Genomic DNA, 20,914 nt, shown 5'->3' with positions numbered 1-20,914 from the left:
ATTGTATCGAACGTGTGTTCTTTTATTCATTATAGTACATACGTTCCCATGCGTCAACCTTTTTTATTATTGGTTACTTTAACTTCTTCTTTTAAAAGACTGTATAAGGTTGTTAGGGCATATTGAACACTGTAATCTCGAATCTTCTTCCGGTTGCCGTTAAAGTGGAAGGTGGTTCCATAGCTTTTGCCATTGATAATAAAACCCATACATACCATGCCTACCGGTTTCTCAGGTGTGCCACCATCCGGACCAGCTATACCGCTGATTCCTACACCAATAGAGGCCTCAGATACTTTTGCTACACCTTCTGCCATAGCCATGGCGACGGCTTCACTTACGGCACCTTCTTTTAACATAAGGGCATGGGGCACTTTTAACCATGTTTCTTTAGAGCCATTGGAGTAGGTGACAAATCCATTTCTATATACTTGAGATACCCCCGGCACATTAATGATTCGACTGCTTAGCAAGCCGCCGGTACAAGATTCAGCTATGGCTATAGTGTGATCTTGGTCCTTAATCATCTGTATTACAATTTCTTCTAGGCTTCTACCATCATAACTATAACAATAGGGCTCTAAAAATGGCATGAGTAAAGCGGTTGTATCTTCAATAAGTTTCTTGCCTTCTTCTTTGGTTCCTGTGATGGCTGTGACCCGAATGTTGACAGATCCCAGCTTGGCATATGGGGCTATTCTGGGATTGTCAGAGACATCCATGATATGACCGATCATCTCTGACAAGTCGCTTTCTCCAATGCCTGATAGTTGAAATATTCTGGATGTAATCACATTGGTGCTTAAAGTCTCTAATATAGGCGCTACTTCTTTTTCAAACATGGGCATGAGTTCTCTTGGTGGTCCCGGCAATAAGATATAATGGGTTTCTTCATCTTTTATATAAATGCCTGGTGCGGTCCCGTTTTCGTTTTTTAGCATATGCCCACCCAATGGCTTATAGGCTTGTTTTCTATTGGTTTCTGCCATGGTTCTTTTTCGTTGTTCGAAAAAAAGGCGTATATCTTCAAGGGCCGTTTCATCTAAAACCATGGTTCTTTCTAAGGCTTTGGCTACGGTTTCTTTTGTCATGTCATCATAGGTCGGACCCAATCCACCTGTGAAAACAATCACATCTGATCGCCTTCTTGCGGTTTCGATGGCCTCTAGCAATCTTTCTTCATGATCACCGACCACTACTTGATAGGCCACTTCTATGCCCAGTTCAGTCATACTTTTACTTAGGTACCTGGTGTTGGTGTTTAAGGTGTCACCAATTAAGATTTCGTTGCCGACACAGATGATTTCTCCAATCATATACATACCTCGCTTATGGAATCTATGACTTGTTTACATGGAGCCTTTAAATACTTCCAGATTCTTGAGCACATAATCTGTTCCGGATATGACGGTAAATAGTGTGGATGCTGCAATCAGTGTCCACTCTACAGGGCCCATAAAATCAAAGGGCAGTTCAAGAAGTACCACAATGATCATAACCATGGTTGTCGCTGTCTTAATCTTACCCCACCAGCTGGCCGCTAAGACGATGCCTTTTGCTGCTGCTACCAGTCTAAGACCACTGATGACGAATTCACGGCTGATGATGATGATGATGATCCAGGCTGCTATTTGGCCCACTTCCACCATATAAATGAGGGCAGCCGTTACCAATAATTTGTCTGCTAAGGGATCCATGAATTTACCAAAATCCGTTATCAGATTCCTAGATCTTGCAATATGACCGTCTAATAAGTCTGTCAAGGATGCAATTATAAAGACGAATACCGCTACGTAACGTATGATTGGGTCCTCGGATACGTAGAGCAGTACTAAGAAAACAGGAATTAATAATATCCTTAATATGGTTAATCTATTGGCTAAATTCATCATAAACCTCCCCGATTAAATCGTATTCATTATAATCTGTTACCTGAACTTGTACAAATTCACCTGCTAGTAATCCAACGGGTGATGATATGAATATAGCGCCATCAACACCAGGTGCATCTTTATAACTTCTTCCCATATAGACTTCTTCCTCAGGTATATAGCCTTCTATGATACATGAGATGATTTTGCCTACCATGGCTTCATTTTTGTCCATGGAGATCTGTTGCTGCTGTGCCATCAGACCGTCTCTTCTTGCTTCCATAATCTCAGCGTCTACATGACCCGACATCTCGGCTGCTTTGGTGCCTTCTTCAATGGAGTAGGTAAATACTCCAACCCGTTCAAGGCGATGGTCTTGTAAGAAGGTTTTTAGAGTCTTATAGTCTTCTTCTGTTTCACCTGGGAAGCCTACTATAAAGGTAGATCGTATGGTTATGTCCGGCATGGCTCTTCTTAACTTATTGATGACTTCAATAATGGAAGCCCTATTGCTATGTCTGGCCATTCTGTTTAATATTGGATCACTCACATGCTGTATGGGTATATCGATATAGTTACATATTTTCTTTTCTGAGGCCATGAGGTCAATCAGTTCATCCGTGATGTCTTCAGGATAACAATAGAGCAACCGAAGCCACTGTATACCTTCAATCTTAACCAGTTCTCTTAGAAGTCTTGGTAGGGCTTTTTCCTGATATAAGTCCACTCCATATTTGGTTACGTCTTGAGCGACGATGATGATCTCTGATTTACCTTGTGATGCCAAGTACTGAGCTTCTTCTACCAGACTCTCAATACTTCGACTTCTAATCTTACCTCTTAGGCTGGGTATGATGCAGTAGGTACAGTGGTTGTTGCAGCCTTCTGATATCTTTAAATAGGCATAGTGGGCTGTTTGATCCCCAATACGCTTAATGTAGGGTTCACAGGCATAATTAATGTCTTTGAAACTGATATAAGGTTCTTCTCTTAAAATAATGTGGTCCAAGGCTTCTACTATCTCATCGTAATTGGAGGTGCCAAGGGCGCCGTCTAGTTCCGGAATCTCTTGTACAATCTCTTCTCGGTAACGCTGGGTTAGGCAACCAACGGCGACTAGGCCTTTGAGATGACCTTCTGTTTTGTACTGTGCCATCTCTAATATCGTGCGAACGCTTTCTTCTTTAGCATCATGAATGAAGCTACAAGTGTTGACGATGATGACATCCGCTTCACTTTCTTCGTTGATTAGTTCATATCCGGCATCTACAATATGACCTAACATCACCTCTGTATCCACCAGGTTTTTATCGCATCCAAGGGATACAAAAAAGATTTTTCCTTTTGACATAGTGCCTCCTAATTTTTCTCGTATGCTTTTACACAATTGCTTATGAGCATGGCGATGGTCATGGGACCGACGCCTTTGGGGACTGGGGTTATGGCACCTGCTATCTCTACACAGTCATCAAAGTCCACATCGCCACATAGCTTGCCGTTCTCATCTCTATTGATGCCTACATCAATGACCACGGCGCCTTCTTTGACAAATTCTTTTGTTACGAATTTGGCTCTGCCGATGGCTACGATGAGTATATCGGCTTGTTTACAAACCTCGGGTAGATTCTTGGTTCTTGAGTGGGTTACGGTTACTGTGGCATGTTCTCTAATCATGAGCATGGCGATGGGCTTGCCGACGATATTGCTACGACCGATGATGACACAGTTTTTCCCTGACATCTCTATCTGACTGCGCTTCATGAGTTCAATGATACCGGCCGGTGTACAAGATACAAAACCGTCATGGCCAATGCTCAGATTCCCCACATTGATGGGATGGAAGCCGTCTACATCTTTTCTGGGATCGATAGTCATGATGACCAAGTCATCGTCAATATGGGCAGGTAATGGTAGTTGAACCAGTATGCCATGGACATCTTCTCTTTCGTTTAATTCTTGAACAAGTGCTAGGATTTCTTCTTGGGTCGTGGCTTCAGGGAGTTCATAGGATAAGGAACGTATCCCAACATATTCACAAGCTCGCTTTTTGTTCCTAACATAAACCTGAGATGCCTGGTCTTCACCGACTAAGACAACGGCTAAGGTTGGCCGTTCTTTGGTGGATACCATATTTTCCACTTTGTCTTTTAATTCGTTTTTAATATCTTCTGCAATCTGTTTTCCATTAATAATCTCTGCTGACATAGTCCCTCCTAAAACAATCCGGAAATGTTACCGTCATCATCAATATCGATGCTCTGAGCTGATGGTAGCTTAGGTAGTCCGGGCATGGTCATAACATCACCGGTTAAGGCTACGATAAACTCTGCGCCGGCGGATACGTTCAGATCTCTTACGGTGATACTAAAGCCTGTTGGACGTCCTAACTTACTTGGATCATCGGATAGTGAATACTGGGTTTTTGCAATACATATAGGTAACTTGTCAAGTTGTAGATCTTCTATTTTCTTCATCATCTTCATGGCTTTGGCAGAATAATTGACTTCATCTGCGCCGTAGATTTTTGTTGCAATGGCATTGATTTTTTCTTTGATGGTATCATTCACATTATATAGTGGTCTAAAGTCTGATGGCTTGTTGTCGAGGGTATCAAGGACCACATTGGCCAGTTCTAGGCCACCTTCGCCGCCTTTTTCCCATACATTTGAGATGGCAAAAGCACAACCCATAGCTTCACAGGTTTCTTTGACATAGGCCACCTCTGCTTCTGTATCGGTTACAAAATGATTTAGGGTCACGATTACAGGAACTTGGTAATGGAATAGGTTCTCTATGTGTTTTTCTAGGTTGACAAAGCCTTTTTTGAGTGCGTCTAGATCTTCTATTGCCAGTTCTTTGATGTTTCTGCCACCATTGTATTTAAGGGCTCTTATCGTCGCTACTAATACGATGGCGTTTGGTTTTAGACCTGCTTTTTGACATTTGATATCTAGGAACTTCTCGGCTCCAAGGTCAGCACCAAATCCGGCTTCTGTTACTACTATATCGGCTAGTTTTAGGCCATATTTGGTGGCTCTGACTGAGTTGCACCCATGTGCGATGTTGGCAAAGGGTCCACCATGTAGGATGGCCGGTGTGTTTTCAAGGGTTTGAACCAGATTAGGGTTGATGGCTTCTTTTAATAAGGCCGCCATGGCACCTTCTGCTTTTAAGTCATGGGCTGTTATCGGGTCGCCTTTTCTTGTGTAGGCGACTATGATCTGTCCCAGTCTCTTTTTCAAGTCTTTCAGATCATTGGAGAGACATAGTATGGCCATCACTTCTGATGCCACTGAGATCATAAACCCATCTTCTCTTGGTACGCCTTGCATGCTACCGCCAAGACCTACGATGATGTTTCTAAGGGCACGGTCGTTCATGTCCACGACGCGCTTCCATACGATGTGTCGGGTGTCGATATTGAGGTCATTGCCTTGTTGTAAATGGTTGTCTAACATGGCTGATAATAGGTTATGGGCGATGCTGACGGCATGAATGTCCCCTGTGAAATGAAGGTTGATGTCTTCCATTGGAATGACCTGCGCGTGTCCACCACCGGCCGCGCCACCTTTGATGCCCATACAGGGACCAAGTGAAGGTTCACGCAGTGCTATGATGGCTTTCTTGCCAAGTTGGCCCAATGCTTGTCCTAGACCGACGGTTGTGGTGGTCTTTCCTTCGCCTGCCGGTGTTGGGTTGATGGCGGTTACCAGAACCAATTTACCGTCTTCCTTGTCCTTAATCTCTTGCCATAAGCTTGCTGATAGCTTGGCTTTGTATTTGCCGTAATAATCCAAATGGTCTTCATGAATGCCTATGGCTTCTGCTACATTTTTTATGGGTATGATATTTGCCTCGTTTGCTATTTGTATGTCCGACTTCATGCTTACCTCCTTGTATTTCTGTGTTATGTCCACTGTCTCAAGGGTACCTAGACTTATTCTTCTGCACTCAGAGCTACTTCTGTCGTAGGTTCATCTTGTTGATCTGTGATGCCTTGTTCACTTTCATCTTTCATTTTTGCGTAGGCTTCCTTTGTCATGAGGACCGTTCTTGGCTTGGAGCCTTCTTCATCCCCGACGAATCCGGCTTCGTGTAGCTGATCCACAATACGGGCCGCTCGGTTATAGCCAACTCGGAATCTTCTCTGTATCATGGAAGCAGAGGCTTTTTGCTTGTCAATGACCAGTTCAAGTGCTTCGTTAAAGTAGGCGTCATAGTCTTCTCCGTCTGCTGATGTGCTTGTCTGTTCATCGGTTTTTGCCAGTTGATGCATGATTTTCTCATTATAGGTGACTTTGGCTTGGTCTTTTAAAAATGTTACAACGTTCTCAACTTCTTTTTCTGATATAAAGGCACCTTGGACCCGTACAGGCTTTTGTAGTCCAACAGGGTAATAAAGCATATCCCCTTTTCCAAGTAGCTTCTCAGCACCGTTGCTATCTATAATGGTTCTGGAATCAATCCCTGAGGAAACATTAAAGGCGATTCGACTGGGTATGTTGGCTTTGATGAGACCGGTTATAACGTCTACTGAAGGTCGTTGTGTAGCTATTATTAGATGTAGTCCGGCGGCTCTGGCCATTTGTGCCAATCGGCAAATGGCGTCTTCTACGTCATTGGGGGCTACCATCATTAAGTCAGCTAGCTCATCTACAATAATGACAATCTGAGGTAGTTTCTTGCCTTCCTTGTTCTCTACGACGGCTTTGTTATAGCCACCTAAGTCTCTTACATTGGCCGCCGCAAAGAGTTTGTAGCGATCGGCCATTTCTTGAACTGCCCAATTCAAGGCACCTGCTGCTTTTTTGGGATCTGTTACAACCGGAATCAAGAGATGGGGTATGCCGTTATAGGCACTTAGTTCCACCACTTTGGGGTCAATCATTAACATCTTGACTTCATCCGGGTTGGCTCTATAAAGAATGCTGGTGATTAGGGTGTTGACACATACGGATTTACCGGAACCTGTTGCACCGGCTATGAGTAAATGGGGCATTCTGGCAATGTCTGCTATCACGACCTGTCCACTGATGTCTTTTCCTAAGGCAAAACAGATCTTGGAGGGGAACTTACGAAACTCAGTGGTGTCAACAACTTCCCTTAAGGTAACGGCTTGGGTTATATCGTTGGGTACTTCTATTCCTACAGCGGATTTGCCGGGTATGGGGGCTTCGATTCGTATGCCGCTTGCTGCTAGATTCAAAGCTATGTCGTCTTGTAGGTTCACAATCTTGCTCACTTTGACACCTTGATCCGGTTGTAGTTCATACCTTGTTACGGTAGGACCGACGGTAACGTTTAAGATCTTGGTACCCACGCCAAAGCTTTCTAAAGTCTTGACCAGTTTCTCTGCTTTTTTGTTATTGGCTTCTTCTGAATAATGCTTACCTTGATTCAGATTGGCTTTCATCAATTCAATGGGTGGTAGCTTGTATATCGGACGTGCTGAAACAGTCTCTATCTCTGTTTGTATGGCTTCTATGGGTACCGGCTTTTCTTTTGCCGGCTGTGTCTGCTTTTCTAACTGTGTTTCATTATTGGCTGCCATCATACGTTCTCTGGCTAATTCCTGTTCTTCTTGTTGGATGATTTGCTCAAATGGATCTTTTTTGCTGCCTTGGTATATTTTTTTCTTAGGGGTGCCTTCACCAATTAAAATCTCATCCCTATCTTCCCCAACTTTGCCGTCGCCTATTAATGTGGCTGTGGAGAGCATGTCTTTTTGCTTGGCTTTTTTCTGAAGCTCTTGTTGCTCTTTTTTCTCTTCTCTGTCTTTCTGATAGTTTTCTGTGTAGATCTTAATCTGTTGACCTGTTTTTTTAATGCCTTTTTGGGAGACCTTGAAAACACCAATGCCTAATCCTTTGCCTATCTTAGCTATGAACTGCCATACTTTTGCTAAGGATTGCTCTGTGATCATGATGATGAGTGCCAGACTGACGATGACTAGGATAATCATACTGCCGATTCGACCAACAAGGATCTCCATCAGATCGCCCAGTACACCGCCGACCAAACCACCTGCTATATGTCCGGAGGCGGATGTTCTAAAGTACATGGCCGTAGCGGCAAAAAACGAAGTGCCGGTTGATGTGAATTTGTTGATCTGTGCATCTTCAATATAGTAGAGATGGTTCAGGGTAGAGACCACCAATATGGCTATAAATATCAAAGCCAGTTTGTTGTTGATTCGCCTATTGCCTTTATTAAAAATCTTGATAAATGAAGCTGCGAGAATATACAAAGGCAATAAATAAGCGCCAATGCCAAAAGAGCCAAACATGATATAACGAAGACCGCTACCTATGCTACCACCTAGATTGAAGTAAATACTGATGATTAACATAAATGCAAGGGCAACAAAAGAAAGCACAACTATCTCGTATTTGAGATTTGCACTTAAACCTTTGTCTTGTGTTCCACGTTTTGACGTGGTTTTTGGCTTCGTTTTTCTTCTTGGCTTCATTTTTCTTCTTGTCGTCTTTGTGTTATCCATGGTATCCCCCTAAGGTGACAAACAACAACAGTATACCTACAGTATAACAGTAATAGGCGAAATAATGAATCTTACCTTTTCTTACTATTTCGAGTAATACTTTGATACATATATAGCCTACTAAAGCTGAGGCAATCATACCGGCACTGTAGCTGATGATAATCTCATTAATAGGTTCCGTACTTTCGAATCTTAAGAGTTGCAATAGCGTTGCTCCAAGGATAGCCGGTATGGACATGATGAAGCTGAATTTGACAATAAAGTCTTTGCTCATTCCGGTAAAGAGTCCTGCCACTATGGTAGATCCTGCTCTGGATATACCCGGAAACGTGGCAAACCCTTGGATTAGTCCGACGAACATGGCTTTTTTGAAGCTTACATTTTCCTCGGTTAATGCACCCGAGCGCATTTTTGTTGTTAAGAGCAATAAGGTGGCTGTGATCAATAAGCCTACCGCCGGAAATATTAAAGATGTAAAGGCGTGAAGTATGAGCTTCTCAAGGACCAAGGCTACAATGACCGTTGGGATGGTTGCTACTATAATAAGCATGACAAACCTTTGGTGCTTATCTTCTATGATCTTAGGGGACGTTTTGTCCTTATTGCCTCCTTTAATCATGTGGTAACTTGTATAATCCCATGTATTTTTTAAGATGCGTAAACCACTTTTTATCAAAATCCATATCTCCGACCAAAATGCTACAAATATGGCCACTAGGGTCCCAAGATGCAAGACCACCTCAAATAAGACGCCGCCTTCTGTCTTCAAGTTAAATAATACACTTCCAATAGCCAAATGGCCTGAGCTGCTGACTGGCAAAAACTCTGTCAAGCCTTGTATGATACCCATGAGTATCGCTTCAAATAATGTCATGTCTCTCTCCTTAATACCTTCAAGTCTAACTTCTTTGTTTTTTATCGTTAATCGTGTAAGCCGAATGTCTCATGTAGGGCAAATACCGCCACTTCAAGGTCTTTGGCATGAATTAGGCATGCAATGGTGGATAGTGAGTCCGCGGTCTGAAGAATCTGCACTTTGACTTTTGATAGACTGCTGATGATTTTGGCCATAACACCGGGTACGCCTGTCATCTTCTCCCCCACTACTGTTATTTTACAGCAATTGTCGATATATGAAAAGCTTACATCATAAGCTTCTATTAACTTTATGGTTTTGTTTTTGTTGATGCTTTCTGTTGTAAATACCCTGCGTCCGGGGAAAATGTTGATGATGTCGATGGACACATTTTGGGCTGCAAGATCATTAAAGAATACTTCATCATCAATTACACCTTCTACCAGGAATTGTATTCTTCCAGCTCTATGGGCTATGGAGGTGATGATTCTCTCGTTGACGGTGATTGGTTTCTCTATGTAGTTAAAATGAGTGATGGTTGTGCCGACTGCATCGCTGAAGGTGTTTTTGATTATCACGGGTATCCCTGAGCGTCTGGCCACTTCTACGGCCCTTGGATGAATGACTTTTGCACCACCATCGGCCATCTGAAACAATTCATTATAACTGATATGATTGATTAACTTAGCGGTCCTACATACTATAGGGTCTGCAGTCATAATACCGTCTACATCAGTGAAGATCTCTATGACATCGGCTTTTAAGGCTTCCCCCATAAGGGCTGCTGATGTATCAGACCCACCTCTGCCTAAGGTTGTTGTGTCTCCTTGTGTATCCATGCCTTGAAAGCCTGCTACAACGGGAATATGCCCCTGTGCCAAAATGTTTCTAATTCTTGTTGTATCCACATGATCCACGTGAGCCTCTAGAAAATGGCTAGAGGTTCTTATTCCGGATTGTCCGCCTGTTAAGGCTTGAGCCTTCATGCCTTTGCTGCCTAGAGCGTTGGATAGTATGACGGTGGTTATGATCTCACCACAAGCTATTAACATATCCATTTCTCGATCATCTACGTGGCGACCGTCGGTTTCTAAGAGGCTGAGCAAGGTGTCGGTGGCGTAAGGCGCGCCGAGCCTTCCCATAGCCGATACCACGACCACAACTTGGTCATATTTCTTCGTTGCTTCTTCTATTCTAAGGACCACTCTTTCACGACTCTCATGGGTTGCTAAAGATGTGCCTCCAAACTTTTGTATAACCAGACTCATTCCATTTCCTCCTAAACCAATAGGGTTCATTTGGCCATCTTTCATGACCCTCATTAATATATCATATTGAGCTATAAATAACAATGAAAGGACCATTAATTTCTCATCGAAATCCATGTGTGACGCTTGTTTTACATAATGCAATCTATTGCACATTTAAGTGGGTTTATGTATACTGTTTAAGAAAGGTAGGTTGATTATATGGCTTTTGATGGCATTGTCATTTCCAATATAGTAAAAGAACTCAATGATACAATCGTAGGGGGGCGCATTGGCAAGGTGACCCAACCTGAGAAGGATGAGATTATTCTCACTGTGAGAAATCATAGAACCAATTACAAACTCTTGCTTTCTTCTATGGCCAGTATGCCCCGTCTACATCTAACAGAAACCAACAAGACCAATCCTATTACGGCACTTAACTATTGCATGCTTCTTAGGAAGCATCTTATTGGTGGTCTTATTCTCTCAATTAGCCAACCCAACTTTGAGAGAATTGTGGTGATTGAGATTCAGAATCTGGATGAAATGGGTGAAACCTGTTATAGAAAACTGATTATTGAGGTTATGGGACGACATAGCAACATTATCCTAACCGATGAGCAAGATATGATTCTAGATAGTATTAAGAGGATTGGGGCTCAGGTGAGTTCCGTTCGCGAGGTCTTCCCCAATAGACCTTATGTTTTTCCGCCGAACCAGGGCAAAGCTAATCCTTTGAGTATTCGGGATTTTGATGGTTTTTTACAGGTTATTCGAGGACAAGAGGCGCTACAACAGGCGCTGTACAAAAATATCACCGGTTTCAGCCCTCAAATGGCAGAAGAAATTTGTTTTAGGGCAGGCTTAAACGGTTCTACCCTTGTGGATGATTTGAGTGTTGAACAGATTCAATCTGTTTATGAGGTCTATAAAGTGCTGGTTCAAGCTATTGAAACGGGTGACTATGCCCCGACTGTGGTTGTGGACGCTTCGGACAAACAAATTGCTTTTGGTGCTTTTCCCATTAGCTTCTATCAAAATGAGACTTTAGTACCTTATGAGAGTATCTCGGCACTGGTGGAGAACTTCTATATGAACAACGCCATCCAGTCTAGAATCTCACAAAAATCTGTGGATCTTAGGAAATTGGTCCAAACCAATCTGGAACGTTGTTATAAGAAGCTTAATCTACAGCTTCAACAGCTTAAGGACACAGAAGACCGAGATAAATACAAGATTGTCGGAGAGCTGATTCATGCCAACCTCTATCAAATCAAGGAAGGTGATACTGAGGTTACTGTCCTTGATTATTATCATGAGAATCAACCAAGAACCATTACGCTGGACCCGCGTTTGACGCCCAGTCAAAATGCTAACAAGCAGTACGAGAAGTACAATAAGAAGAAGAGGACCCTGGCGGCCCTTAGCGAGCATATTAAAGCTACCAAAGGGGAAATCGAACATCTAGAGAGTGTAAAATACGCCCTCGCCAATGCACTTAGGGAAGAAGATCTATTAGAGGTTCGGCAAGAACTTATGGAAACCGGCTATTTGAAATTCCGTCGTTCCAAATCAAAAAAGGCTCTACAGAAAGCAGAGCCTATGCATTTTCGTTCTTCTCTTGGTCATGATATTTATGTGGGTAAGAACAATTACCAGAACGACCTTTTGGCTACTAAGCTGTCCAATGGCGGCGACTGGTGGTTTCATGCTAAGGATATTCCCGGTTCTCATGTGATTGTGAAGGCGGATGGTCAGGAGTTACCGGATGTGGTCTATGAAGAGGCCGCTGGTCTGGCTGCTTATTTTTCTAAGGACCGTGAGTCACCCAAGGTGTCGGTGGATTATACTCTGAAGAAGAATCTGAAGAAGCCAAATGGGTCTGCGCCAGGTTATGTGATTTATCATACGAATTATTCTCTTATGGTGGCGCCCAGTCTTAAGGGTGTGACTTTGGTGAAGGATTGAGTTTAATACTTTAGATAGTGATAATAATCGTATAGGACATATAAAACTTTCCCTTGCCTTACACTTCGTACGGTCAGCGGAAAAGTTTTATATGTCCTATACTCGGTAATACGTCGTCATTTCGTCTAGAAAAGGTAGGTCTCAATCATCCTTCCCTTTTGCATCCATGCAAAAATGAAGGACGTTCTACTTCCATGTAGAACTGTGATTGATCCCTACCTTTTCTTTCCTCATTCGGATTCGTTTCTATTTAAAATTAATGGTTGTTTAATGTGCTGACTATTTCTATATATAAAACATATTGGATTGGGATTCTAGGTAGTCGCTTACGAGTGCTTCTAGGGTTATGGCGGATAGGAGGTCTTGAATCTGTGATTGTAGGGGTTGCCATAGTTTGTTGTCTAGTAATTGATTCAAGTCTTTGTTTTTTGAGTCTGGGTCGCCAGTGTTTTCTTCACCTTCTAGGGCTAAGATGATGTCGTAGGCGGTTATCTCCTTATAGGGTCTTGATATGTTGTAACCACCATGTTTGCCTTTTATGCTGGTTACTAGGTTGCTCTTTTTTAGATCTGCAAAAATCTGTTCCAGATACCTTTTTGACATGTCTTCTTTGATGTAGATGTCTTGTACAGTGGTCTTGGTGCCTGCGTCAAGGGCGATGTAGATCATGATGCGTATGCCGCATCTAGCTTTATTGGATATATGAATCATCTTAGTATATGTCCATAGATAGGTATCGTTCGCCTGTATCCGGTAGCAAGGTTAATATGGTCTTGCCTTCGTTTTCAGGACGCTTTGCTATCTCAATGGTGGCTTTTACAACTGCCGCTGAGGATATGCCCACTAAGATACCTTCCTCTTTTGCCAATGCTCTCATGAATTCAAAAGCATCTTCATTGTCTACTTGATATACTTCATCAATGACGCCTTTGTTGAGTACATCAGGTACGAACCCCGCTCCAATACCTTGTAGCTTATGAGGACCAGGCTGTCCACCGGATAATACCGGTGATGCGGATGGTTCTACTGCTATGATTTTTATGCCTTTTAATTTTTCTTTTAGGACTTCGCCAACACCTGTTATGGTGCCACCGGTTCCTACGCCTGAAACGAATATATCAATGTCCCCATCTGTTTGTTCTAGAATCTCAAGGGCTGTTGTTTTTCTATGGGCATCCGGATTGTTCGGGTTGGTGAATTGTTGAGGGATGAAATGATTCGGGTATGTTGCTTTAAGCTCATCTACTTTGCTTATGGCACCTTTCATCCCTTGAGCACCGGGGGTCAAAACCAACTCGGCCCCATAAGCGATCAGTAGTTTCCTGCGTTCCATGCTCATGGTGTCGGGCATGGTTAGAATTAATTTGTAGCCTTTGACCGCTGAGATGAAGGCTAGTCCTACCCCTGTATTACCACTGGTCGATTCTATGATCACATAACCAGGCTTAAGGTCACCACTTGCTTCTGCTTCTTCTATCATGTTTTTGGCGATTCTGTCTTTGACGCTACCACCTGGGTTGAATGATTCTAACTTTAATAAGATGTTTCTGCCTGCTGGTCCTAGTTTGTTCAATCTTACAACTGGGGTGTTGCCTACCAGTTCTGTTAAGTTATTATAGATTTTACTCATTTTATCTTCTCCTTTTTAATCGTATTATTACTTCGGTTAATTCGTTTATTTGTTTTATTATAACACCACCTCTTGTCTATTACAAGGATAAATGCAAAAATAAAAGCGCAAAACCATTTCGGCTTTACGCTTTTAAGATTATTTATGATTCTATTATTTATTCTTCTTCGAATTGATCTTTGCCAACGCCACAAAGTGGGCAAACCCAATCCTCAGGTACATCTGCAAAAGCTGTTCCTGGTTTTACACCGTTGTCTGGATCTCCTTCAGTTGGATCGTAAACATAACCACATACTAAACATACATAATTTGACATCTAATTACCTCCATTTGTCTATATTTTTTACCTCTTTATTATAACACTTGATAAAATATATTTCCAGTCTATATAATTGTTAAGGTGTCAAAACTATATAGTTGGAATTTCGCATACAATATATAGTTACGAATGTATCAAGGTAATCTATATATTGTTTGTGAATTTAGTGAATCTTAGTTTTGATGCTTTAACCATAAATGCTAATCTTTCAAATTAATTTTCTCTAATAACCAATGCAACATCTTCTTCTGTTCCTTTATGACATGAGCTTCACAAGCCATACCTACTTTGATATTTCTCTTTTCACCTTTATAGCTGACACCTACCACCTCACTTAGCTTTGCTTCCACCAGATAATAGCTGTTGCCATTATTGTCGGATTTGATATCTGTACTTATTTGTTGAATGGTTCCGGTGAATTCACCATACTCCTTAAATGGCAAGGCGCTGAATTTAAATTTCACGACATCACCCACTTCTATACCTGCTACTTCACTATTTGGTAAAGCGATTTCAACACAATAGCCTGCTTGATCATCCTGTATAATCGTAAGCAGTTCTGTTCCAACAGATACATAGTCGCCCTTGGAGGATACCGCCAATAGATTTACCTTGCCGGATATGGGTGCTGTAATGATCGCTCCTTGAATCTGTATTCTAGTGTTTTTAAGATTAGCTTCAAGGCTATCGAGCTCATCTTCATAGGTTTTGATTTCATCTTGAACCATGACCAAATTGTCAAGACGGTATTTTTCAACTACTGACTCACCACTTGTTTCTTCATTATATAATAATTCTCCAGTTACTTCTGCTATGCTTAGCTCTTCTTCATATTGGGTAATCGCGTCTTTTGTCTGCTTAATACTTTCTTCAAGACTTGTCATATGGTTTATCTTGAACTGATCATAAGTCAGCTGCTTGCTTCTTAGACTATGTAATGTTGTTTCATATTCGCTTTGTGATATATATCCGGCTTCATACAGTGCACTTGACTTCTCAAAGGTTGCTTCTAAGTAATTTAATTCTGATTCATATTGCTTAACTGTATTGGCATAATCTTCATATTGCCCTTGATAACTGGCATCTACTATTAGATTCGTACCTTGTTTTATGGATTGCTTTAAGGTTAGCATCCTATTGTATTTTTCTTTTAAGGTATCTAACTGATTTGAGATGAGATCTGTCTGATTGCTTTGTTTTAACTGTAGTTTTGTTGATGCCTTCTGATAGTTGATATATTCTAGGTTTTTCTGATAGTTTTCATATTTGATTTGATAATAATCATTGTAGCGACTTGCTTCATTAAAAGATGCTTTTTTATCAATTATGCTTTTTTCATAAGCCTTTAAACTGATTCTTTTCTGCTTAATATCATCTATCTTTTCCTGCAAATCTTCTTGTTCCAATAGCAAGGCCTTGTGCTCTATCACATAGAGAATATCTCCTTTTGTTACCTGCTTGCCTTCTGCAACATTTACTTCTTCTAGTTTTCCCGTATATTCGACTCTAATTGTATTGATATTTTCACTTGGCCTGACGATACCATTACCTCTTGCTACGATATCGATTTCACTCATATAGGTCCAGATGAAGGCACCTAGTATTATGAGAAGGAATAAATATATAAAAACGGATACAAAAGGTCTTGGTTTTGCCTCATACATTTCTCTACTATAGGTGATTTCTTGGATATCCAATAATTGCTCTTTCATTGCCCACTCCTATGATACATATTCTTCTATTTTAGTTGCTGTACTATCCCCTTGATAGATGTTATCCACGCCTTGTTCTTTCCACATTTCACATGAATGGATACCTTGCTTTTCCGTACTTTACTTAGCGAATTTACTCGTAACATTTACAAACCATATTGTTTTTATTTACTATTTACTCTTTATTCTTTATTTCATTAATCCAGTCTAAAATAAAATCTCCATTAATCCAGAGTATTGTCACCAACAAACCTGTCATTATTTTGAATAATACTAATGCGACTTCAAGAAATAATTTCATCTCATTCTTATGTCCTTTCAAATAATTGCTTGCGTATAATAATATATATCAAAGGTAGTATTACAAAAAACCCAACCATTGTTTCAAGTTCTAAGCTAATCAACTCCCTACCTCCTAAAACAACAAAACAAATTAGAAAAGCAGCTATAATTGGTTTTGGAATAGTTCTTTTTTTTACAAAATATTTAATAATATAATTAACTGATAATATAATTAAAGATAAATACTGCAAACCATCCAACATGCTTATCCCCTTTGGAATAGAATAATTGATGAGTGCATATATTTGTATAACCAGTATTACTATTACATAACATAACCCTATCATAATTACCTCTTTCTTTTTAGAATTGGCAAGTTGGAAGACAAACCAACTTGCCAGCTAATTTAGTTACTTCTAGTTAGAGCCATATGAAGATAGCTTATCCCATTCATTTTGTATTGTATAGGCAGACCTTTCAACTCCAAGTGGATTTACAATTAATGAACATGCTGAACCAGTAATTTTCATAACAGAAGTAAATGGTTCTCTAAATTCTTTGCTTACAAGTGTTTTTCCAAATCCTGTGAATCCTTCTTTAAGGGCATTTCCAATATCAGAAAAGACCCCACCTCCATTTGCATTTAATAATTCACTATCGTTTAATTCTTTAAACTTGCTCTTTAACATATATTTTCTCCTTTATTTTTATTTATATTGAAATCAATGATTTGCGCGCTAAATCACTGGTTACCAATCTTTTCTGAATACTTTAGCTCACTTTTTAAGCTTTAATTTCTTCTTGAACCATACTAACTAGTCGAGTCGGTAATATAACAGATAATCAACTTATATTCTTCATTCTTAATTCTTCTACTATCTTTTTTGCCTCATACATTTCTCTACTATAGGTGATTTCTTGGATATCCAATAATTGCTCTTTCATTGCCCACTCCTATGATACATATTCTTCTATATTAGTTGCTGTATTATCCCCTTGATAGATCTTGTCCACGCCTTGTTCTTTCCACATTTCACAATATCTGCCTTCTGTTAGAATCAGCTCTTTGTGTGTACCTGCTTCAATAACTTTTCCTTCTTCCATGACATATATACGATCACAGCGTTTAATGGTACTTAAACGATGGGCAATAATGATGGTGGAAATATCCTTGGTGTACGCCTCTATTGTTCTTTCTATGGCTTTTTCAGTAATTGAGTCCAGATTGCTGGTTGCTTCATCCAATATTAATATGTCCGGCTTCTTTAGAATTGCACGGGTTATGGAAAGGCGTTGCCTCTGTCCACCAGATAGATTCGCACCGTTTTCTTCAAGCCTCGTATTATATCTTAGAGGGAGGTTGTTAATAAAGTCGTGAGCTTTTGCCATCTTAGCCGCTGCAACCACTTGTTCCATATCCCCATGTTCAAGGCCCAGTATTAGGTTGTCATATATAGAACCACTGAACAAAAAGGTCTCTTGTGGCACATAGGCAATCTTATCCCTTACGACATCTATCTGAATATCTTTGATATTATTATCATTGATCAGTATTTTCCCTTTTTCCCATGTATATAGATTCAACAATAGTTTTACCAATGTTGTTTTTCCGGAGCCACTTTCTCCTACGAGGGCTATCTTCTCCCCTGGTTTGATGGTGATATTAATATCTTCAAGGACTAATTTTCTTGTTCCGTATCTAAAGCTCAAATCCTTGAATTCTATGTTACCTCGTAGATTTTCTAAGTTCATTTTCTTTGCTTCATCTTCTGTTTTTTCCACTTCAAGGTCTAATATTTCTCCAAGTCGCTCAGAGGCGACGATGGCTGTTTGTAGCATAGGCTGAAGGTTGATTAGATTCTTGATTGGCCCTAAAAAGTAGGCAAGGAGCGCATTAAATGCCACAAGTTGTCCCATGGATAGATTGCCATTAATGACTTGCCATGCACCAATCCAAAGGATGGCTATGCCACCTGCACCGTCTAAGAAGCCTTGTAATGCGCCTTGTGCATTCCCTGTCAGCCCAAGCTTGAAAATGCTTCCAAGCAGTTTAATGAATTTGCTTTCTGTTTCCTGGTTCACTTTTCTCTCAGCATTAAAAGACTTCACCGTCTGAATACCATTAAGTGATTCTACAAGATAAGAAGTCAACTGGGCACTATCTTCCATCTGCTCTCGGTTCTGTTTCCTATAGATCTTATTAAACGCGAATACAACAAAAAAATATAACACTGCAATGAAAGCGGTTATTCCAAACATGAAACTATTTTGAGCATAGAGTATCACACCGCCAACCAGTACCATCAAAGTGTCGACCATTAGTGTTAATGTGGTGCCTGATATGGCATCTCTCACCTTTGAAGCATCCTGGAATCTAGATACAATCTCACCGGTTTTACGGGTTCCAAAGAAGTTCATTGGAAGTTTTATGACGTGATTGTAATAGCCTAGCAGTAAATCAATGTCCAACTTCTGGCCAAGGTATATAAGTAAGTAACTTCTAAACACACTCAGAATAATCTTAAATACAATCAGTACTATGGCACCAATAGATAAGACATGTAACGTCTTTTCTAGACCATAGGGTAGTACATCATCAATCAAAAACTTAAAATAGAAGGCACCAATGATACCAATGATTGTATACAGTATAGAGGCAAAGAAGATGTTCACCAATAGCTTCTTCTGTGGAATAAGCAAATGAAAGAAACGTTCAAACAAACCTTTTGTCTCTTTCCCTTTTTTAAAGGCATTGGTTGGCGTTATTAATATAAGGACGCCTGTCCACATCTTGAAGAATTCTTCCGGCGACATTTTTATAAGGCCTTTTGCCGGATCTGCAATTATCACTTGCTTCTTGGTTATTTTATGTATAACAACATAGTGAAGCAATGTACCATCAACAACCACATGAGCTATGGCCGGTAATGGGAAGTCCGAGAAAAAGGCTTCTTCATTGCCTTTGACACCTTTTGCAGAGAATCCCAACTGTTCCGCTGCTTTTATCAAGCCCAGTGCGTTTGTCCCTTGTTTGTCTGTACCTGCTACTTCACGTATTCTAGTGATCGGTATTTTTAGGCCATGCTGTTTTGATATGGTTGCGATGCAGGCCGCACCGCAATCTGTTATGTCATGTTGTTTGATATATTTGTAATTCATATTATAACCTCACCCAATCAATTACTACTAACCATTTTACACAAATACTTATAATCAGTATTAAAAAATCTATCATAAGCTATCAGTTTCTTGTCAGTATAGATTTCAAAAGCTACATATTCTTCATTCCCGAGTACGAAAGATCGTTCTAACTCAACAATTTTAGTTATTTTACTAATTTTCATTTCATCAAAACCAGATTGATAACCATCTTTAGTAAATATTATTATATTATCAAAGAGGTAATACTTCACAAATAAGATGATAATTATACTTGCAGTAAAAAAAACAAATTTATAATTATCATTATTTACTACTGCACCAACTAATATAGTTATACATGGTGACCAACCCACTTTTTTTATTAGGTTATAATTTTGTTTTGAATGATTTAATAATAAAGTGCCTTTTGTGCTAAGCTCATTTATATTTGCCTTACTCAGCTTTATGAATATAGTTATATTCCAAAATAATATAACTAGCACTCCTGTAAAATAAAGCAGCTCTGTTGAAACATTCAATGTCCTACTAAATAAATTCGTCTCAATCACTAAAATCAAACTTATACAACAAACAAATACTTTGTTAAGTATTCCTCCTTTATAATCCTTTTTTTGAATTTTATGTTTTTTCATTTACAATCAACCTCTCACGACATTTTGTTTTTATAGCCTGCTATATACCCTATATGTTATAGCAGGCTATATGTTACTTAAACGCTATCTTTATAATCTTGGTATTCAATAAATGCAATCCCTACTGCAGTAACTGCCAAAGCTGGTGGACAAGAAGTTGATAATGCTATGGCTGCACCATAAATAAGTGCTTCCGCGAGAGTTAACCCCCCGCCATTTACATCTAATAATTCATTCATTGTTAGCTCATTCATAGCATTCTCCCTTAATACTCAATCAAATCAAAATCAGAATTTGTGCCTATAAGAATTCCTGCTGCACCAGTTAATGCCATGCCAACTGCAACTGCCGGACCAACAACTGGCACAAAAGCAACAACTGGAGCCCATGCGATAAGACCTGTTGACACTCCAACTGCAATAGCAGCCCCAGTTCCTCCACCATTAACTGTTTCCATTTCAACTGTAGTTAATTCCAGAAAATTGTTGCATAATTGTAATTCTTTTACCATTTTATGTTCCTCCTCAAATTTATTTATTATAATCCTAACCTGCAAATCTTTTCTCCCATAAAAAGATTTAGCACTTGTTTCTTTGGGAATAGCCACAAGTTATTTACAATTAGGATTTATAACCACTATAATTTTTTCTATCAAAGTCCTATCAAAACCTAGAAAAAAATACTAATACAATGACTCTATAGCTTTTATAGCAACTGATAAAATATTTCTAAG

Annotated in this window: 19 protein-coding genes; 1 reads left to right on the top strand and 18 read right to left on the bottom strand. The window is 40.0% G+C overall.

Annotation, left to right across the window (positions count from 1 at the left end):
- Positions 1 to 53: 53 nt before the first annotated feature.
- Genes AC6F8J_RS06425 through dapG form a run of 8 tightly spaced genes read right to left on the bottom strand, consistent with a single transcriptional unit; the run spans position 54 to position 10,494 of the window.
- On the bottom strand, positions 54 to 1,316 hold the full coding sequence (locus AC6F8J_RS06425) for a competence/damage-inducible protein A (RefSeq protein ID WP_500721909.1): 1,263 nt from the start codon (positions 1,314 to 1,316) through the stop codon (positions 54 to 56).
- 33 nt (positions 1,317 to 1,349) lie between these two features.
- Entirely contained in the window at positions 1,350 to 1,889 is a 540-nt protein-coding gene (gene pgsA / locus AC6F8J_RS06420; RefSeq protein ID WP_500721907.1) for a CDP-diacylglycerol--glycerol-3-phosphate 3-phosphatidyltransferase, read from the bottom strand.
- Positions 1,873 to 3,222 (bottom strand): 30S ribosomal protein S12 methylthiotransferase RimO, encoded by a 1,350-nt coding sequence (gene rimO, locus AC6F8J_RS06415; protein WP_500721906.1) that lies wholly within the window; start codon positions 3,220 to 3,222, stop codon positions 1,873 to 1,875. Before rimO ends, pgsA begins: the two co-directional genes overlap by 17 nt.
- Before the next feature lie 8 nt (positions 3,223 to 3,230).
- The gene (folD, locus tag AC6F8J_RS06410; RefSeq protein WP_500721904.1) at positions 3,231 to 4,076 is read right to left on the bottom strand and encodes a bifunctional methylenetetrahydrofolate dehydrogenase/methenyltetrahydrofolate cyclohydrolase FolD; all 846 of its coding nucleotides are present in this window, start codon (positions 4,074 to 4,076) and stop codon (positions 3,231 to 3,233) included.
- Positions 4,077 to 4,084: 8 nt separating this feature from the next.
- Complete coding sequence (locus AC6F8J_RS06405; protein WP_500721903.1) at positions 4,085 to 5,755, bottom strand: formate--tetrahydrofolate ligase; 1,671 nt, start codon at positions 5,753 to 5,755, stop codon at positions 4,085 to 4,087.
- Positions 5,756 to 5,808: 53 nt separating this feature from the next.
- Positions 5,809 to 8,370, bottom strand: a complete 2,562-nt coding sequence (locus tag AC6F8J_RS06400) for a DNA translocase FtsK 4TM domain-containing protein (protein ID WP_500721902.1) — start codon at positions 8,368 to 8,370, stop codon at positions 5,809 to 5,811.
- The gene (locus AC6F8J_RS06395) at positions 8,363 to 9,244 is read right to left on the bottom strand and encodes an undecaprenyl-diphosphate phosphatase (RefSeq protein WP_500721900.1); all 882 of its coding nucleotides are present in this window, start codon (positions 9,242 to 9,244) and stop codon (positions 8,363 to 8,365) included. The genes AC6F8J_RS06400 and AC6F8J_RS06395 overlap by 8 nt, the downstream gene beginning before the upstream one ends.
- A gap of 47 nt (positions 9,245 to 9,291) precedes the next feature.
- Positions 9,292 to 10,494 carry an aspartate kinase gene (gene dapG, locus AC6F8J_RS06390; protein ID WP_500721899.1) on the bottom strand — a complete coding sequence of 401 codons (1,203 nt, stop codon included), beginning with the start codon at positions 10,492 to 10,494 and terminating at the stop codon, positions 9,292 to 9,294.
- 201 nt (positions 10,495 to 10,695) lie between these two features.
- On the opposite strand from dapG, the gene AC6F8J_RS06385 reads away from it, so the two are divergent.
- Positions 10,696 to 12,444, top strand: a complete 1,749-nt coding sequence (locus tag AC6F8J_RS06385; RefSeq protein ID WP_500721897.1) for an NFACT RNA binding domain-containing protein — start codon at positions 10,696 to 10,698, stop codon at positions 12,442 to 12,444.
- 285 nt (positions 12,445 to 12,729) lie between these two features.
- Here AC6F8J_RS06385 and AC6F8J_RS06380 read toward each other — a convergent pair whose 3' ends face one another.
- From AC6F8J_RS06380 to AC6F8J_RS06335, 10 genes are all read right to left on the bottom strand, one after another.
- Complete coding sequence (locus tag AC6F8J_RS06380) at positions 12,730 to 13,155, bottom strand: Rrf2 family transcriptional regulator (RefSeq protein ID WP_500721895.1); 426 nt, start codon at positions 13,153 to 13,155, stop codon at positions 12,730 to 12,732.
- Position 13,156: 1 nt separating this feature from the next.
- Entirely contained in the window at positions 13,157 to 14,074 is a 918-nt protein-coding gene (gene cysK, locus AC6F8J_RS06375; RefSeq protein WP_500721893.1) for a cysteine synthase A, read from the bottom strand.
- Between the two features lie 157 nt (positions 14,075 to 14,231).
- Positions 14,232 to 14,390: a rubredoxin gene (gene rd, locus AC6F8J_RS06370; protein WP_275841910.1), complete on the bottom strand. Its 159-nt coding sequence runs from the start codon at positions 14,388 to 14,390 to the stop codon at positions 14,232 to 14,234.
- A 203-nt stretch (positions 14,391 to 14,593) separates the two neighbouring features.
- Positions 14,594 to 16,105: a beta-barrel domain-containing protein gene (locus AC6F8J_RS06365; protein ID WP_500721890.1), complete on the bottom strand. Its 1,512-nt coding sequence runs from the start codon at positions 16,103 to 16,105 to the stop codon at positions 14,594 to 14,596.
- A 308-nt stretch (positions 16,106 to 16,413) separates the two neighbouring features.
- On the bottom strand, positions 16,414 to 16,650 hold the full coding sequence (locus tag AC6F8J_RS06360; protein ID WP_500721889.1) for a hypothetical protein: 237 nt from the start codon (positions 16,648 to 16,650) through the stop codon (positions 16,414 to 16,416).
- Between the two features lie 153 nt (positions 16,651 to 16,803).
- The gene (locus tag AC6F8J_RS06355; protein WP_500721887.1) at positions 16,804 to 17,076 is read right to left on the bottom strand and encodes a hypothetical protein; all 273 of its coding nucleotides are present in this window, start codon (positions 17,074 to 17,076) and stop codon (positions 16,804 to 16,806) included.
- A 265-nt stretch (positions 17,077 to 17,341) separates the two neighbouring features.
- Positions 17,342 to 19,546, bottom strand: a complete 2,205-nt coding sequence (locus tag AC6F8J_RS06350) for a peptide cleavage/export ABC transporter (protein ID WP_500721885.1) — start codon at positions 19,544 to 19,546, stop codon at positions 17,342 to 17,344.
- 17 nt (positions 19,547 to 19,563) lie between these two features.
- Positions 19,564 to 20,181 carry a hypothetical protein gene (locus AC6F8J_RS06345; protein ID WP_500721883.1) on the bottom strand — a complete coding sequence of 206 codons (618 nt, stop codon included), beginning with the start codon at positions 20,179 to 20,181 and terminating at the stop codon, positions 19,564 to 19,566.
- Between the two features lie 77 nt (positions 20,182 to 20,258).
- Positions 20,259 to 20,435 carry a class IIb bacteriocin, lactobin A/cerein 7B family gene (locus AC6F8J_RS06340; protein ID WP_500721881.1) on the bottom strand — a complete coding sequence of 59 codons (177 nt, stop codon included), beginning with the start codon at positions 20,433 to 20,435 and terminating at the stop codon, positions 20,259 to 20,261.
- 11 nt (positions 20,436 to 20,446) lie between these two features.
- A complete protein-coding gene (locus AC6F8J_RS06335; RefSeq protein ID WP_500721879.1) occupies positions 20,447 to 20,692 on the bottom strand; it encodes a ComC/BlpC family leader-containing pheromone/bacteriocin in 246 nt (81 codons plus the stop codon).
- Positions 20,693 to 20,914: the final 222 nt, after the last annotated feature.

This window comes from Petrocella sp. (genome assembly GCF_059865615.1).
This window is presented reverse-complemented; position numbering and strand designations above follow the sequence as displayed.